Here is a 12,846-nt window from a genome sequence, read left to right as displayed (position 1 = left end):
CTATACCCCCGCCTCGAACAGCGGCATTTGCACCGCGAGGACAGTATTCCGCTTCGGCGGGGCACTATGCCGCTTCCGGTCGATATGCTTCCGCAAGCCCCGGTGAGCGCTGCCTACATTATTCTCCCGCTTCCATGCGGTATACGCCGACCGGCACTCGGTACAGAAGCCCCTCGCATAGTGCTTCACGTACCCCTCTGGAGTGATGGCGCGGTGCCACTTCACCATCGGCTGATGACAGTTTCTGCAGCGATCTGGAGCCTGGGCACGCTGCTCCCGTACCGCCGTCGGTACCTCCTCCCGCTCCGCTATCTGGGAGAGTCGCATCATCGTCTCAAAATCGCCGTAGCACACCACCCCGGCCTGGATTACATCGGAGGCGGGTGCGGTGCCGGAGTCATTGAGGCCACTGCCGGAGGTGAGGGCATTTTGTGCGCATTCCCGTCGTATCGGGCATTGCTCGCACATTGTGATGGCGGCGCGGACAGCGGCGGGGTTCGCGGCGTTAGGGTTGATGAATGCGGTGTTTTTAGTCTTGTGGCAGGCGGCCTGGGTGGGCACGTGAGGCTCCTAAAAAAGGGGTGGTTGTGGTTGTCCCTGCCTATTTTTGTTGCCTCGATCCTATGTACCAATAAAGTCCGCACATATGTACCAGTGCGGACTTTATCGAACAGTGTGGGGGTGCCCTCCTACCCCACCCACGCGAGGTTCGACTGCAGCGCCTCAATCAACTGGCCCGCTTCCTCACGATTCAAATCAAACTGCGACCCACCAGCATCAAGGGTGACCACAGAGTACTCATCCCCCGGCGTATCGTCCGAGAAATTAGACACGGTCAACGTCCCCATCGGGGTGCTAATGCGCTCCATTCACGTCTCCTACTCGTCGAAAATTAGTGACCACAAGAATAGAACACCCTAGCGACATGCGCTGGGTGTTCCACCCCCACGGTTTTGGTTTACCGCTGCTTAGAACGGAGGTTCGGAACCCCCACCGCCGAAACCACCGGTCTCGGAACGCGGCTGCGAGTTCCACGGGTCACCCTGCGTACCACCGGAAGCGCCGTTCGAGGCGTACCCCCCACCATTATTCTGCGCGGAGACACGGTTAACCTGCGCCTCCTGCCCAATCATGGATACGCCCACCTGCTGCGCCATCATGGTGAATACGGTTTGCTCCCCCTGGTCGGAATTCCACACCTCCGGCTTGAGGTCGCCGGTGACGATAACCCGGTCGCCTTTACTGAATGTGGAGCACGCGTGCTCTGCTTGCCTACCAAATACGGTGGCAGAGACCCATACGGTCGGCCCGTCAAAATATTCGCCGTTGCGGTCGCGTTGGCGTTCACTCCATGCGACGCTTAGGCGGGTCATTGGTTTGCCCTGTTGGGTGTGCTTAAGTTCTGGGGCTTTACCCAGATTCCCGGTGATGGTTGTGTTTGCCATGCTTATTATCCTTTCTGACTGTGCTCGGCGGTCAGGCTGCCGGTTGCTGATGGGGTTGCAGCCCCAGGGTGGTGTTACCGGTCTCCCGCGAGGATACGGGTCACTAGTGGCCGTGAGATTCCCGTCCGCTCCGCCAAAATACTGGCTGGCACCCCAGCGGCTTTTGCCCTCCGGAACGCCGCCGTGCGGCGCTTCTTCGCTCCCTCTATCTGGCTGTGTAGGGTGAGGATTTCCTCGTGGGTGGCGACGGCTTCGTCCTCAAATTTCTTTTTTCTTTCCTGCAGTTCCTGCTCGCTCATGCTCATGCTAACTATCTTTCCACAGCTCCCTCCTGCTACCTCCGGTCCGCTCATAATTCCTCCCATTCGCCGATCCAGCGGCGGATGTCGTGGCTACTGCGTGGTTCATGGTCGGGGTCGGCTACGGCGTCGCCGGTGATGACGTTTTGTTCTCGGTCATACTTAGCGTTTTCGTTCGGGATTATTTTCACTTTGGCGGTTTGCCATTCCCCTGCTGGTGGTGTGCCGTCTGCTTGCCAGGCGCGGGGCAGGTCGGGGCGTGGGGTGAGGTTTTCGGGGATGGTGAGGCGTCCTAGTTGTCCTTCATGGATTAGCTCACAGAATCCCTGGTGTTTGAGACTGTCGTCTACGTAGATTGCGAGGTTGGTGCGCTCGTCGGGGTCAGGGAAGTCACACCACATTCCTCGGCACTGTGCTCTTTCCTGTGGGGTCATGTCTGCGAAGGTGGTCATGCTTTGCTCCATTCTGTGACGTGGCGGTACATGCGGGTGCCGGGGGCTACGTCGAAATAGTGTGGGTCTTGTGCGTCGCCGTTCCAGCTTCCCCGCGGGTGCGGTTCGGTGGTGAGGGTTTCGGTGTCCATGTCAGCGATGGTTTGTATGGCACGGAGGGCGGGGAGTTGTGGCACATAGCCTGCGTATCGGAATTCTTCGAGCCAGCACTCCGCTTCTCCGGGTGTCATCGGGGGCATTGGTTCTCCTCCGCGTAGTTTGCTGCTGCCAGCAATGCGAGGCCAATTTGATGTGCGTTTGCTATTTCGTGGCCTGCCTGGTGTTCGTAGGTGACGATCATTTCTCCTGGCACTAGCTCAATGTCGCATCCGGGTGCGCTCCAGCAGATTCGTTTGTCTCCGCCTTCTTCGTCTTCTTCTATGATGTTGGACGGCTCTGGAAGGTCGGGGGTGAGCAGGCCCATATCGTCGAGGGTGTCAGCGATGTCGTCGCCTAGGCTTTGTGGGGAGTGGGAAGACTTATTGAATAGAGATACGAGGATCTTGTCTGCGATGACCTGCGCGGCGCGGCGGCGGTTATTCATTCATTTTCCTTTCGATGAAGTTCAGATATTCTTCCCATTCGGGTTGTTCGCGGGTGAGCTGGGCTTTTTCTTCCTGCGTTGCTTCCTCGCGTAGGTGGAGGTCCATGTGGACATCTTGGGCGAGCTGCATCTGGGCGGTGAAGTGAAGTTCATCCCAGTGCTCCATCACCCACCTGGTTGTGTGACGGAGGAAATAGGACCGTCTTTCGCGGCAGTGGCGTAGGGCGCTGACGATGATGTGCTGGTCATGTGGCAGCAATATGGGGTCGGTCATTGTTTTTCCTGGTGTTGTAGGCTGGTGGTGTACACCGCGTCCGCTCAAACTTGTGATGACGCGGTTTTCCTTATTCCTCGTCTTGCTCGTAGGCGGTGATTGCTTCCCGAGTGAATTTCACGGCTAATTCCGGGGTGACTCTGCTGACACGCAATACGTGGTCTCGCTTGGCATCATCATTGAGGTCGTAGACATTTACACTGATGGTGTCTTGCGAGCCTTCGAATGATGAGCCGACTATCGTGTAGGGGCCTTGGTAGTCGTGCAGTTGATAGTCGTGCACGATGCAATCTATGCCACCGTGGCTTTCCCAGAAATCGTTAACTTGCACGTGGCATCCCAGAAGCTCAAAGAACTTTTCAACGGTTGAAATAGCGGTTTCTTTCGGGGTCATTATTTCTCCTCTTGGAGTACGTAGCGTCGGCCGGTGGGTGCGAGCCATTTCGGTGGTAGGTGCTTTATAAGCCACTCATTGCCGCAGTATTGGGCGACGGTGATTAGACCATTTTCTGGGTCTTTATCTAGCATGACGTTTTTCGACTGCGCTGGGCCTGCGGCTTCTGCGAACTTATGTTCACTTTCAACCCAATCAATATCGTGCATTGTTCGGCCTTGCGGCATAGATTTTTCGAGCATTTTCCGGTAGTTAGTCATGACTTCTTCGCGATTATTCACGAGGTTATTCAGGGCCATTTTCATATGATGGTTTAACTCTTCGGAGGTCATGCCAGTCCTGTTTTGGATGTCCTGCATTAGCTTTTTAGCGAAGCTATTTTTAGTCATTGTCAATTTCCTTTAGTGTGTAGCGGCGACCAGTCGGGGTGAGATACTCGGTGTATGCTACAAGCGTTCCGCATTCTGGCTCGCCGGGAACGATAAATTCGATGTAGCCTTCTTTGCCTTTTCGGAGCATTATGACGCGGCCAAACTGGTCGCTCGTGGCTTCTGCGAGGTAGTGCTTCTCGTCGTCCCACTCGATGTCGGCCATGGTCGGAGGGGTGGTGTGGGCGAGGATGAAGTTAGCTGCGGCCTGAATTTCGGGCGAGCTGACTTCACAGGACTTGTTCCACTCCGCCCATTGGCGGGCGAGCTGCGCGTCGATGATTTCTTGGCGAGTGGGGTCGGGCATTAGGGGTCTCCGTTTCGTGTCGATTATTACGGGTTGGGCGGTAGACCCAGTACGGGTCTGGTGCGCACGGAATATCGGGCGGGTAGTGCAGGGCGCGTTCTACGCTGCGTAGCCACCTCCACCCGTGCTGCTGTGTTCGGACGGGGTGCCAGGCGAACCAGCGCTGCCACGGGCCAGTGCTCATTCCTGCACCTCCTCTAAATCAATTCGGTAACGCCTACCGGTGACGTATAGAGTGTCGCCCATAGTGAGGAAGTGGTCAGTACAGATTGGGCTGGCTACGGTGAATACACCGTCATCGTCTCGGTCTAGGATGTAGTACGGCAGACCGTCCTCACTCTGCACCTGTAGGGCGTGAATACCATGCCCTCCAGCGACTTTTGTATCCAGATCTTTCTGAGAATACGAGCTAAGCGGCCGTAGGGGGAGGGCTTTTAGAATCTCGTTCTTCCACATCAAGAACTTTTCTGTGTCGCCACAGAAGTCGGCTGCACTCAAGGCTGCATTCGTTAGCTCCTCTAATGCGTTGTGTGCATCGGTGAGTTCTTTATGGGTTGGTTTAATCATTGGTATTTATCCTTTCTTGCCAATGACGGTTACAGAAAGATGTAAGAGAATAGCTTCCCAGCGATAAACCCGAGTAGGGCAACTACCAAAAGTTTTAAAAGAAACGGGAGGGAAATCATCGTTCTTATCCTCTCTGTGTATGAGGGTGGCACCCCGCCAGCACAGCGGGGGCCGGGTGTTTAGATTCCGTCTTTCCACATGTCGTAGGCTGCGTCGCAGTTCCCGACCGGCTCGTCGGTGTCAAGGACTTCGATGTCGAGGATTTCGCCCATATCAGCGAGTGCCGCTTCGAAAGTTTCCGGGTCTTGGGCTTCGTAGTAGCCGCAGTGAATCGCGTATCGGAGGTCATCATCGTCTGGGCTGATGGTGACGATGTGGGTGCTGGCGGGCTGGTTGTGGTTGTGGAAGATGGTTACTTCGCATACGGCGTTCATGGTGTTTCCTTTCTGTGAAGGGGTTGCAGCCCCTTTTCCTTGGTACGTTTATTACTATACCCCACTATTTACGATTTGTAAAATCATGTGTGTGGATTAGGTTAATTCGCACATCATCCCACGGATTGCCGTCGCCGCACACTGCGGCAGCACCCCGTTACCGAGTGCCTTAATCTGCTGATTTCGAGTCAATCCTGGTACCTCGGTCACCCACCCCGCGGGCAGACCCATGAGCCATTCAATGAATTCGGGATTGGTGGCTGCGCGTGATTCCGGGAAACGTGGGTGCAGCTGCCGGTCGGGGTGGTCGATGACGATGGGCGGCGGTTCGCGGCCGGTGAGCATGGCCCAGGTGAGGATGGCGGGCGCGGTATCTCCCCATCGCAGTTTCATCTCGTGGTTGATGTTGGCGGCGCGACTAAGCCCGGCCAGTGTGCTGTGCAGGTCGTTATCCCAGGTGATTTGCGGCGCTGGTCTGCGGGTGAGTCTGCCCGCTTGTGGTCGGAAGCCGTCGGGGTTGGTAGCCAGGATGAAAAGGCGTTCGCGGTGGTGCGGCGCTCCAACGTCGGACGCTCGTAGAGTTGTCCACTGCGCATCCCACCCGATTTCGGCAAGGTCTTTGAGGACAGTGTCAAGGCCGAGTGTGAGATGTCCGAGCACGTTCTCAAACACTGCGAGTCGAGGTCGAAGAGACTTAATTGCGGCGTAGACATGGGGCCAGAGGTGGCGTTCATCATTGGTTCCTTTCCTGTGCCCTGCCTGCGAAAAGGGCTGGCACGGGTAACCCGCGGTAAGAATATCGATTGGCTGGCTATCTCGTACCTCCTCCCAGTCCACGCGGGTTACATCCCCCAGGTTGGGCACCTGCGGGTAGTGATGTGCGAGGATACGGGCTGGGGCCGGGTCAATCTCCGCAAACCACGCGGGCTGCGCATCCAACACCTGCCGCACGCCCATCTCTAGGCCGCTGTAGCCTGCGAACATGCTGCCGATCCTCACTTGGATTCACACCACCAATCCGTCTCCGGGGCCTTCGTCGCGGCGTTGTAGTGGCTTGACTCTCGGTACACAGTGCCGGGGCCGCAATGCTCACTATTGTCATCCTGCGAGTCGATTAGGTGGAACATCGTGACGAAGCAGCCCACCAAAGAAACGATTCCTATCGCAAGAGCTAAGAAGCCGCCTATCCACTCGCCATCGCTCAGCGCATCGAATGCCTCTAGACAAATGAATACGCTCATCGAGAGCCATGCCATAAATGCTATGACTGCGACAGCCATGAGTACGTACTCCACGATCAACCCCCTGCGATGATGGTCAGCACCCATAGGGGGGCGTACACGGGGTGATTAGGGTCGGCCACACCACCGTCAGGGGTGTATGCGTAGGCAGCGAGTAGGTCAATCATCTGATTAAGCAACGTTCTTCCCCTCCTCCGCGGTGTACGGGTTCAGGTCAGTAACCTCGGCCAATTCGGCCTGTTGGCCATCCTCCCCCTGGTCGAGGAGCCAGCGGCCACCCTCCACGATGAGGAGGAGCACGCCACCCCCGGCGATAATCCCCACGGCGGGATTGAGGGCGATCCATGCCTGCGCCCCAATGAGTGAAGGGAGGCCGATGAGGAAGATTCCGGCGATGAGGTAGAAGAAGATAGCGTCGAAATGTTCGAGCTTCATGGTGTTTCCTTTCCAAGATGTCCACTTGCAGGTGGATTGAATTATGTGGTTATACGCGGTGTGGTCGGTGGTTCTTATTCAGCACGGTGCGGAAGTCTTCAGCAACTTTCGCCACGTCATCCAGCTCGTTGATGTACTCCCCTAGGGCGAGTGGGTGGGCGAACTCGTGCATGGGGTTGATCTTCACACTGACTTCCCATTCGAGATTGCAGATGTCCCAGTGTGGGTTGATTTCTGCGGGTGCCGTCCCGTTGCTTTCGTATTCGACGTTGGCGTCTTGCCCCTGCACTTCCATGCGGTATGCGGTGGCATCGTCGATGTAGGTAGTGGCTTGGGTGAGTCCCATAATGGTTTCCTTTCTAGGGTTGCAGCCCCTCTTGTGCGGTACATAAATCATTATACAACACTATTTACCAATTGTAAAATCAGGCCCCGCGACGGGCACGTAAACGCTCCGCAATACCCCGAATATCCTCCACGCTAGGCTGTGACGATGGAGACTCCACAGCACGCGGCCTATAACCCCGCTCACGCCCAAACGTCCCGGCCGCTAGCTGCTTATCACGCTCCACACGCCGCGCCTCCCGATGCTCGTCCAGCATCGCCTTACGCTCCGGCACATGCTCCCAACGATCCACAACCATCTTCGCAGCCCGCTTTATCTCACGCGGGGTCACCATACGCTCCCCCACCAGCTCAGTAGCCCAGAGCTTCACAGCCTCCGGCCACACCTCACGCGGGAACCGCATCCCGGCCATCACACTGGCCCAGGCATTCACAACCTCCATCGATGGGGACGGGAACCGATCCGGCGCGAGGCGCTTTCCGTATTGCAGAACATAGGCCGCGAGTTCCTGCGCATCATCATGCGACTGATTTGTGTTTACCACGGCAGCTCACCCCTCGACTCCCAGTTATGCGATGGGTAATCCAACCCACGCGACGGTTCCTGCGCCTGCTGGCGGCGCGATTCGTTGAGTAGGTCTACAAAGTCCATCGACCCCGACGATGATGTGCCCCGCTGGGGCTGACGCTGGGAGGCGTTTCTAATCCAGTTCCTCCAAGTCGCATTCCAGTCTTTCTTACGAGCGCGACTATCAGGTAGCGCCACCCAGTAGTCCGTGAACTTGCGATGCTCAAACTCCAGATTCACCGCCGGGCATTCCTCACGCATCTGGGCGATCACCTTTTCGTCCGGCATCCACCCATCGGGTAGGCGAGTAGCAGTAGATCGTTTTTTCTTCTTAGGCGGCTGAGCCTTTTCTTTCTCAACCTCCGGTTGAGTAAAAAGATCTTTGGGTTCACTCTTTGGGTTCTCTTTGGGTTTGTGTAAACACGTCTTTACCCCGTTGGTTAACACGTCTTTACCCCGTGGTTTTAATACGTCTTTACCCCGTGAATCTGACGGGGTAACCACGTCTTTACCCCATGATAGGGCCTCGTCTACATGATTGTCAGGCTCGATCTTCTCTGTAGGCTTCACCATCTCCAGATTTAGCGTCCATACCGTCGGCCTCCTATCGGCCCTGATATGAGCAACCCAATGGGGATTACCTCGAGCAATCAGGCCTGCCGATTCAAGGTCGCTAATCGCCTTATGAACCGTTTGCACCGATACCCCAATGTCGCTAGAGATCGTCTTAATTGACGGCCAGCACACGCCCGTATCGTCGTTATACCTATCGGCTAGGGCCACAAGCACCAGGCGGTTACGGCATTGAGACGCATTCCGTTTGATAGGAGCCTTGGACATAGCCCACTGCATCGCCTGCAAACTCATGCCCTCACCTCCGTACGTACTGTCGATCCGTCCTCGCCAAGGAGAACCCACACCCCACGCACGCACATCGGCACCTGCGATGGGTCAGGGTGATGGGAATGCACAGTCAGCCCCCGCTCACGCCCCACACGCGGCGACGAATGCGTAATATGGTCATGGCACGCATGACACAAGGCAGCACCGTTGCTCACACGGTCATTCCCCCGCTGCCTCCGCTGCCTGTGATGCCACTCCTCCGGCGCTCCGGTACAGCCCGGCAGACCGGCCTCACAGCGGCCACGTGCCCTATCCATCACTGTCTGGTACACCTCCGGCGGCATGGCCCCGCCACGGCGGGGACGTCGCTTCATCGGGGTACGTTTCAGCGTAGAACGCTTCATAAAAATCATTTCCTTTCTGATAAAAATCGGTGCTTGCAGGCACCAATTGGCAACATAGCTCATAAATGTAGCCCCGCCCGCAGTGCGAGCAGGGCCCAGCAAAATCCGCTATGCCGCCTCCGTCTTCGAGTCCACAACCTCACCATCAAGAACGGTTCGCACGTTCTCCTCGGCCTGGACTTTCTGCAGCCGCTGGATGGTTTCCCGCGCCATCTGCACGAGCTGCCCATCACCCGACTGTTGGTAATAGTTGAGCGCCGCGTTGAGCTTGTCTAGGTCACGGTTCTTCTCCGCATCCATCAGGCCCTGCGCTTGGGTAGATACGTAACTTTTTCGCCGCTCCTCTGCAGCTTCACGCTCGGCACGCTCCGCCTCCTCGCGCTGCTTCTCCTCATCGAACTCACCGTCCGGGCGGGTTTCGACGTAGGTGGTTGGGGCGGCGTCGGCTCCGATTCCCATTGAGGTGAGGAGCTTCTCCACGCTGAAGTCGTTGAATTGCATTTCCCCGCCTACCGGCAGTTGCAGCTCCGGTACGGTGGTGGCGATCTTCGTCAATGTCCACTGGCGAGGTGCTCGGGCCTGTAGCACCACTTGGCAGTTGTAGGGCATGTTCTTCTCCGCCTGGATCTTCCACTGCTTATCGCGAGTCGGATTGCCCTTATCGTCCATCGCGGTGACGAGTTCGAGGCGGGAGGTCATGAGGACGGGGCCGGGAAAGTGGCGGCACTGCTGGAGGATGCCGTTCCAGACTTCTTTAATCTGGTTCCACAAGTCCATTGAGAGGCGGACGCCTTCCTCTGGGATTTGCTTTCCTTTGCGGCGGGCACGGCGGTTTGCTTCCTGCTGCCCGTTATCTTGCAATAGCTGCCAGATTTGGGTCATGGAATCGATGATGAGGAGGTTGAATTTACCCTCCGCTGGCTCCTGCACCGCCGCCCACTGTAGGGCCTCACGGATATTCCGCACGGTGCCGTCATGCTCAATAATCTCAAAATCAGCGCCAGGCACAGCACCATAGGCGTCGGCTTGCGATTCCCCCACCTCTATGAAGAAAGCTCGGTCTACCTGCTCCATTGCGGTGGCTTCCACCGCCGCCCAGGTCTTGCCGGTACCCTCCTGCCCCGATAGGAGTACGAGGGGGAACGATGCCCGGCCGCTTGGTTTACGGGTCTTAAATTCACGCATTAGTTGGTTTCCTTTCCGTCAGTGATGGCCGCGAGGGAGTCGGAGGCGGCGGTAATCATGTGCTCAATCGATGCTTTGGCGACCTTGTCGGAGCCTTTGCGGATAGTCATCCGGGGCGTGGAAGCGTCGGTAATCTCCCATCCCGCTGGCAATTCGCCGGTAATTTGCCACTTCTCTAGCACCTTGTCTGCGAGGTGCTTTTCATCCGCTTTGGAGACTCCCGAATCGAGGAGGTCAGGACGGATTTCAAAAAGGAGATCAATAATTTCTTGGTGGCGGGGGTCGCCCTCCGGCGGGAGCGCGTCGATGATTTCTGCCCCGTCCTCGTCGGCCATTGCGAGGAGGGTGGCACGGTCGCTGCAGACCGCTTTCTTGTTCGGCTGGCTCATGGAGGCGGTGCCGAGTTTTACTCCCTGCTCGTTGGTGACGGTGCGTTTATCGCCAGGCTGTAATTCTTTCTCCAGCTGCTTCTTTTCCGCCTTATGCACCTCGTAGAGTTTGCCGAGGATGGCGGCTTGGAGGATGACGCGCTGTGCGAGGTCATATTTCGCGTTCGCGTGCTCTGGGGTGTTATCATTGGGTTGCATCAGGTTTTCAGTTTCCTTTCTGACTGGTGCGAATCCCCCACATTTATGGTGTTGCAGCACCGTGGGGGTTTTCCTAGTTTTACGCTGCATCCGCCAACGTTTGCTCCACATTGATGAATGTGTCGAGGTCGTGGCGGGTGAATAGGACTTTGCGTCCGGGGCGGGATGCTTTGATGAGTCGGTTTTCATGGTCGGCGCGGTTCATGTAGCTGTAGATGGTGGTACGGCTTACGCCGCCGAGGTACTGCTGTGCCTCTTTGAGGTCGAGCAGTCCTTCGGGGTGGCCTTTGATGTAGATAGCCATGTGGTGTTTCCTTTTTTGACTAGCGGTTCGCCTTGCAGGGCGTGGGCTGTATCTCTCCGCCCTGTACTAAATAGTACTATACGGTACTGGCTAATGTAAAATCCGGTACAAAAGCGCCTGATTGATACGCTAAAAGCATGACAACCCACGACCAATGGCTACCCGGCCAACTCCTCCAGCAAGCCCGCGAACACAGCGGCCTATCCAAAGCAGAAGCCGCCCGCCGCTCCGGCCTATCCGAATCATGGTGGCGACGGCTCGAGACCGGAATAAACATAAGAAACGGCCAGCGTATCCCCATCACCGCCACCCCAGAAGCCCTCGCAAAAGCAGCGCAAGGCGTCGGCCTCCCCGTCAATAAAATCTTCGACGCCGCCGACATCACCACAACCCCCACCCCAGAGGACTGCCACGCCGAAATCGTAGCCGAAGCGCAACGCCTCCCACCTCACCTACAACGAGAGGCCCTCGCATTCATCCGAGGCCTAAGCATCGCCTCCCGGCAAACCGAGGAAAGCTGAATAATCCGCCAGCGCCCGCTGCGTCTGACCAGCATTAACATGCACATAGCTAAACGTCGTATCCACATTAGAATGCCCGAGGATAGCGGCGATAACCTCCGGCCCCACCCCGCATTCACGGAGGAGGGAAGCGGCAGTATGCCGCGCCGTATGCAAGTCAACAATCGGCAGCCCCGCATCACGAAGCGCCACTTTCCACCGCTTAAGCACATGCTCCGGACGTATCGGTCGACCCATCTTCGATAGCCATACGAGATTCCATTCATTCCCCGGGGTCGTATCGATATGATGGCGTAGCACATCATCGAGTGGAGCTGGCACCGGCACGATCCGCCGCGAGGTCAACGTCTTAGGCCGCGCCAAAATCATCGACCCGCTTAGCTCCTTCCACTCATACCCCGGCGGCACCTCATGCTCATGCAGAGGACATTTATCACCCCGCACCCCATCGGAACATTCGCAATCACGGCCATGCCTCCACGGCACGCTAGATAATGCCCACGAGAGATCAATCTGCGCCATACCCTGTACGAGGGAAACACGGTCGCGGGTGAGTCCCAGCAACTCCCCCTTGCGCGGGCCAAGGAAAATATACGACGCCCATAGTGATGCTAGTGGGTCGCCAGCGTGGGAGGAATGCAGGATAAGGTGCCGCGCCTGGTCAACCGTCAACGCGGTACGAGGGCGGGATGCTGCACGTGGCCTATCCGCCCGCGATGTGGGGTTAATCTCAATAAGGCCACGGCGGACGGCGTCGCTCATCGCCGCCGAGAATGTCGAATGGATTACCTGCACCATCCGGTCGGAGCACCCGGCATCACGGGCTGCTTGATGAAGTTCACGGACTTCATCGGCCCCGAGTTCCGCTAGGCGGTACTTGCCGAGGGTGGGGATGATGTGCTTCCGGCATTGGCTTTTGAAGTTTCGGAGGGAGTTGGGTGAGTATTTTTCGGCGGCGGTTGAGTCGAGCCATTGGCGGATGAATGTTTCGACGGTGATTTTCTCCGGCGTGGTCGCTTTTTTCTGTAGCTGGAGGTATAGCTCATTCCGGCGGCGGATGCATTCTGCCTTGGTTTTCGCGGAGGTGGTTTTTCGTACCTGTCGGCCTTTTCCATCCCAGCCGATGGTGATGGCGGCGCGCCAGGTGCCGTTTTTGGTCTGGTATATGGAGCCGAGGGTGAGGTCTTTTACTGATCGCATGGTGATGTGATGTGTTGTGTAGCTGTACTG

General features: G+C 57.0%; 23 protein-coding genes. 1 reads left to right on the top strand and 22 read right to left on the bottom strand.

Annotated features, from left to right (window positions below; translation table 11 throughout):
- The 21 genes from HMPREF1261_RS02120 to HMPREF1261_RS02015 all read right to left on the bottom strand — a co-directional run bounded on the left by HMPREF1261_RS02120 (position 1) and on the right by HMPREF1261_RS02015 (position 11,095).
- Positions 1–561: a WhiB family transcriptional regulator gene (locus HMPREF1261_RS02120; RefSeq protein ID WP_023029800.1), complete on the bottom strand. Its 561-nt coding sequence runs from the start codon at positions 559–561 to the stop codon at positions 1–3.
- Positions 562–689: 128 nt separating this feature from the next.
- Entirely contained in the window at positions 690–869 is a 180-nt protein-coding gene (locus HMPREF1261_RS02115) for a hypothetical protein (protein ID WP_023029799.1), read from the bottom strand.
- 99 nt (positions 870–968) lie between these two features.
- The gene (locus tag HMPREF1261_RS02110) at positions 969–1,445 is read right to left on the bottom strand and encodes a single-stranded DNA-binding protein (RefSeq protein WP_023029798.1); all 477 of its coding nucleotides are present in this window, start codon (positions 1,443–1,445) and stop codon (positions 969–971) included.
- Between the two features lie 74 nt (positions 1,446–1,519).
- Positions 1,520–1,744: a hypothetical protein gene (locus HMPREF1261_RS02105; RefSeq protein WP_232207968.1), complete on the bottom strand. Its 225-nt coding sequence runs from the start codon at positions 1,742–1,744 to the stop codon at positions 1,520–1,522.
- A gap of 50 nt (positions 1,745–1,794) precedes the next feature.
- Entirely contained in the window at positions 1,795–2,196 is a 402-nt protein-coding gene (locus HMPREF1261_RS12935; protein WP_023029796.1) for a hypothetical protein, read from the bottom strand.
- Complete coding sequence (locus tag HMPREF1261_RS13150) at positions 2,193–2,327, bottom strand: hypothetical protein (RefSeq protein ID WP_255342612.1); 135 nt, start codon at positions 2,325–2,327, stop codon at positions 2,193–2,195. Before HMPREF1261_RS13150 ends, HMPREF1261_RS12935 begins: the two co-directional genes overlap by 4 nt.
- Positions 2,328–2,422: 95 nt before the next feature.
- Entirely contained in the window at positions 2,423–2,779 is a 357-nt protein-coding gene (locus HMPREF1261_RS02090; protein ID WP_023029794.1) for a hypothetical protein, read from the bottom strand.
- A complete protein-coding gene (locus HMPREF1261_RS02085; protein ID WP_023029793.1) occupies positions 2,772–3,053 on the bottom strand; it encodes a hypothetical protein in 282 nt (93 codons plus the stop codon). The genes HMPREF1261_RS02090 and HMPREF1261_RS02085 overlap by 8 nt, the downstream gene beginning before the upstream one ends.
- A gap of 70 nt (positions 3,054–3,123) precedes the next feature.
- The gene (locus HMPREF1261_RS02080) at positions 3,124–3,447 is read right to left on the bottom strand and encodes a hypothetical protein (RefSeq protein WP_023029792.1); all 324 of its coding nucleotides are present in this window, start codon (positions 3,445–3,447) and stop codon (positions 3,124–3,126) included.
- Positions 3,447–3,836, bottom strand: coding sequence for a hypothetical protein (locus tag HMPREF1261_RS02075; RefSeq protein WP_023029399.1), 390 nt, complete (start codon positions 3,834–3,836; stop codon positions 3,447–3,449). Before HMPREF1261_RS02075 ends, HMPREF1261_RS02080 begins: the two co-directional genes overlap by 1 nt.
- Positions 3,829–4,182 (bottom strand): hypothetical protein, encoded by a 354-nt coding sequence (locus HMPREF1261_RS02070; protein ID WP_023029791.1) that lies wholly within the window; start codon positions 4,180–4,182, stop codon positions 3,829–3,831. The genes HMPREF1261_RS02075 and HMPREF1261_RS02070 overlap by 8 nt, the downstream gene beginning before the upstream one ends.
- A 180-nt stretch (positions 4,183–4,362) precedes the next feature.
- On the bottom strand, positions 4,363–4,749 hold the full coding sequence (locus HMPREF1261_RS02065; protein WP_023029790.1) for a hypothetical protein: 387 nt from the start codon (positions 4,747–4,749) through the stop codon (positions 4,363–4,365).
- 179 nt (positions 4,750–4,928) lie between these two features.
- The gene (locus tag HMPREF1261_RS02060) at positions 4,929–5,183 is read right to left on the bottom strand and encodes a hypothetical protein (RefSeq protein ID WP_023029789.1); all 255 of its coding nucleotides are present in this window, start codon (positions 5,181–5,183) and stop codon (positions 4,929–4,931) included.
- Between the two features lie 96 nt (positions 5,184–5,279).
- The gene (locus HMPREF1261_RS12825) at positions 5,280–6,167 is read right to left on the bottom strand and encodes a DNA cytosine methyltransferase (protein ID WP_023029788.1); all 888 of its coding nucleotides are present in this window, start codon (positions 6,165–6,167) and stop codon (positions 5,280–5,282) included.
- Between the two features lie 11 nt (positions 6,168–6,178).
- Positions 6,179–6,463 (bottom strand): hypothetical protein, encoded by a 285-nt coding sequence (locus tag HMPREF1261_RS02050; RefSeq protein WP_023029787.1) that lies wholly within the window; start codon positions 6,461–6,463, stop codon positions 6,179–6,181.
- A gap of 132 nt (positions 6,464–6,595) precedes the next feature.
- Positions 6,596–6,859: a hypothetical protein gene (locus HMPREF1261_RS02045; protein WP_023029786.1), complete on the bottom strand. Its 264-nt coding sequence runs from the start codon at positions 6,857–6,859 to the stop codon at positions 6,596–6,598.
- Positions 6,860–6,908: 49 nt separating this feature from the next.
- Positions 6,909–7,205: a hypothetical protein gene (locus HMPREF1261_RS02040; RefSeq protein WP_023029785.1), complete on the bottom strand. Its 297-nt coding sequence runs from the start codon at positions 7,203–7,205 to the stop codon at positions 6,909–6,911.
- 537 nt (positions 7,206–7,742) lie between these two features.
- Positions 7,743–8,639 (bottom strand): helix-turn-helix domain-containing protein, encoded by an 897-nt coding sequence (locus tag HMPREF1261_RS02030; protein ID WP_023029783.1) that lies wholly within the window; start codon positions 8,637–8,639, stop codon positions 7,743–7,745.
- Between the two features lie 488 nt (positions 8,640–9,127).
- The gene (locus HMPREF1261_RS02025; protein ID WP_023029781.1) at positions 9,128–10,204 is read right to left on the bottom strand and encodes an AAA family ATPase; all 1,077 of its coding nucleotides are present in this window, start codon (positions 10,202–10,204) and stop codon (positions 9,128–9,130) included.
- On the bottom strand, positions 10,204–10,791 hold the full coding sequence (locus HMPREF1261_RS02020) for a hypothetical protein (RefSeq protein ID WP_051142507.1): 588 nt from the start codon (positions 10,789–10,791) through the stop codon (positions 10,204–10,206). Before HMPREF1261_RS02020 ends, HMPREF1261_RS02025 begins: the two co-directional genes overlap by 1 nt.
- Positions 10,792–10,870: 79 nt before the next feature.
- Positions 10,871–11,095, bottom strand: a complete 225-nt coding sequence (locus tag HMPREF1261_RS02015; RefSeq protein WP_023029779.1) for a helix-turn-helix domain-containing protein — start codon at positions 11,093–11,095, stop codon at positions 10,871–10,873.
- Between the two features lie 137 nt (positions 11,096–11,232).
- Between HMPREF1261_RS02015 and HMPREF1261_RS02010 the strand changes: the two genes are divergently transcribed.
- Positions 11,233–11,616 carry a helix-turn-helix transcriptional regulator gene (locus tag HMPREF1261_RS02010; protein WP_023029778.1) on the top strand — a complete coding sequence of 128 codons (384 nt, stop codon included), beginning with the start codon at positions 11,233–11,235 and terminating at the stop codon, positions 11,614–11,616.
- Here HMPREF1261_RS02010 and HMPREF1261_RS02005 read toward each other — a convergent pair.
- Entirely contained in the window at positions 11,581–12,816 is a 1,236-nt protein-coding gene (locus HMPREF1261_RS02005; RefSeq protein ID WP_023029777.1) for a tyrosine-type recombinase/integrase, read from the bottom strand. The two genes, HMPREF1261_RS02010 and HMPREF1261_RS02005, sit on opposite strands and share 36 nt — an antisense overlap.
- Between the last annotated feature and the right edge of the window lie 30 nt (positions 12,817–12,846).

Source organism: Corynebacterium sp. KPL1818, from assembly GCF_000478135.1.
Classification (GTDB): Bacteria; Actinomycetota; Actinomycetes; order Mycobacteriales; family Mycobacteriaceae; genus Corynebacterium; species Corynebacterium accolens.
The sequence above is the reverse complement of the archived record's forward strand: the minus strand, read 5'-3'. Positions and strand labels throughout refer to the sequence as shown.

What these genes read in the sequence shown, in the direction of transcription:
- HMPREF1261_RS02115 (WP_023029799.1), bottom strand. Translation starts at nt 869, where the DNA reads ATGGAGCGCATTAGCACCCCGATGGGGACGTTGACCGTGTCTAATTTC.
- HMPREF1261_RS02110 (WP_023029798.1), bottom strand. Translation starts at nt 1,445, where the DNA reads ATGGCAAACACAACCATCACCGGGAATCTGGGTAAAGCCCCAGAACTT.
- HMPREF1261_RS02105 (WP_232207968.1), bottom strand. Translation starts at nt 1,744, where the DNA reads ATGAGCGAGCAGGAACTGCAGGAAAGAAAAAAGAAATTTGAGGACGAA.
- HMPREF1261_RS12935 (WP_023029796.1), bottom strand. Translation starts at nt 2,196, where the DNA reads ATGACCACCTTCGCAGACATGACCCCACAGGAAAGAGCACAGTGCCGA.
- HMPREF1261_RS13150 (WP_255342612.1), bottom strand. Translation starts at nt 2,327, where the DNA reads ATGGACACCGAAACCCTCACCACCGAACCGCACCCGCGGGGAAGCTGG.
- HMPREF1261_RS02090 (WP_023029794.1), bottom strand. Translation starts at nt 2,779, where the DNA reads ATGAATAACCGCCGCCGCGCCGCGCAGGTCATCGCAGACAAGATCCTC.
- HMPREF1261_RS02085 (WP_023029793.1), bottom strand. Translation starts at nt 3,053, where the DNA reads ATGACCGACCCCATATTGCTGCCACATGACCAGCACATCATCGTCAGC.
- HMPREF1261_RS02080 (WP_023029792.1), bottom strand. Translation starts at nt 3,447, where the DNA reads ATGACCCCGAAAGAAACCGCTATTTCAACCGTTGAAAAGTTCTTTGAG.
- HMPREF1261_RS02075 (WP_023029399.1), bottom strand. Translation starts at nt 3,836, where the DNA reads ATGACTAAAAATAGCTTCGCTAAAAAGCTAATGCAGGACATCCAAAAC.
- HMPREF1261_RS02070 (WP_023029791.1), bottom strand. Translation starts at nt 4,182, where the DNA reads ATGCCCGACCCCACTCGCCAAGAAATCATCGACGCGCAGCTCGCCCGC.
- HMPREF1261_RS02065 (WP_023029790.1), bottom strand. Translation starts at nt 4,749, where the DNA reads ATGATTAAACCAACCCATAAAGAACTCACCGATGCACACAACGCATTA.
- HMPREF1261_RS02060 (WP_023029789.1), bottom strand. Translation starts at nt 5,183, where the DNA reads ATGAACGCCGTATGCGAAGTAACCATCTTCCACAACCACAACCAGCCC.
- HMPREF1261_RS12825 (WP_023029788.1), bottom strand. Translation starts at nt 6,167, where the DNA reads ATGTTCGCAGGCTACAGCGGCCTAGAGATGGGCGTGCGGCAGGTGTTG.
- HMPREF1261_RS02050 (WP_023029787.1), bottom strand. Translation starts at nt 6,463, where the DNA reads ATGGCTGTCGCAGTCATAGCATTTATGGCATGGCTCTCGATGAGCGTA.
- HMPREF1261_RS02045 (WP_023029786.1), bottom strand. Translation starts at nt 6,859, where the DNA reads ATGAAGCTCGAACATTTCGACGCTATCTTCTTCTACCTCATCGCCGGA.
- HMPREF1261_RS02040 (WP_023029785.1), bottom strand. Translation starts at nt 7,205, where the DNA reads ATGGGACTCACCCAAGCCACTACCTACATCGACGATGCCACCGCATAC.
- HMPREF1261_RS02030 (WP_023029783.1), bottom strand. Translation starts at nt 8,639, where the DNA reads ATGAGTTTGCAGGCGATGCAGTGGGCTATGTCCAAGGCTCCTATCAAA.
- HMPREF1261_RS02025 (WP_023029781.1), bottom strand. Translation starts at nt 10,204, where the DNA reads ATGCGTGAATTTAAGACCCGTAAACCAAGCGGCCGGGCATCGTTCCCC.
- HMPREF1261_RS02020 (WP_051142507.1), bottom strand. Translation starts at nt 10,791, where the DNA reads ATGCAACCCAATGATAACACCCCAGAGCACGCGAACGCGAAATATGAC.
- HMPREF1261_RS02015 (WP_023029779.1), bottom strand. Translation starts at nt 11,095, where the DNA reads ATGGCTATCTACATCAAAGGCCACCCCGAAGGACTGCTCGACCTCAAA.
- HMPREF1261_RS02010 (WP_023029778.1), top strand. Translation starts at nt 11,233, where the DNA reads ATGACAACCCACGACCAATGGCTACCCGGCCAACTCCTCCAGCAAGCC.
- HMPREF1261_RS02005 (WP_023029777.1), bottom strand. Translation starts at nt 12,816, where the DNA reads ATGCGATCAGTAAAAGACCTCACCCTCGGCTCCATATACCAGACCAAA.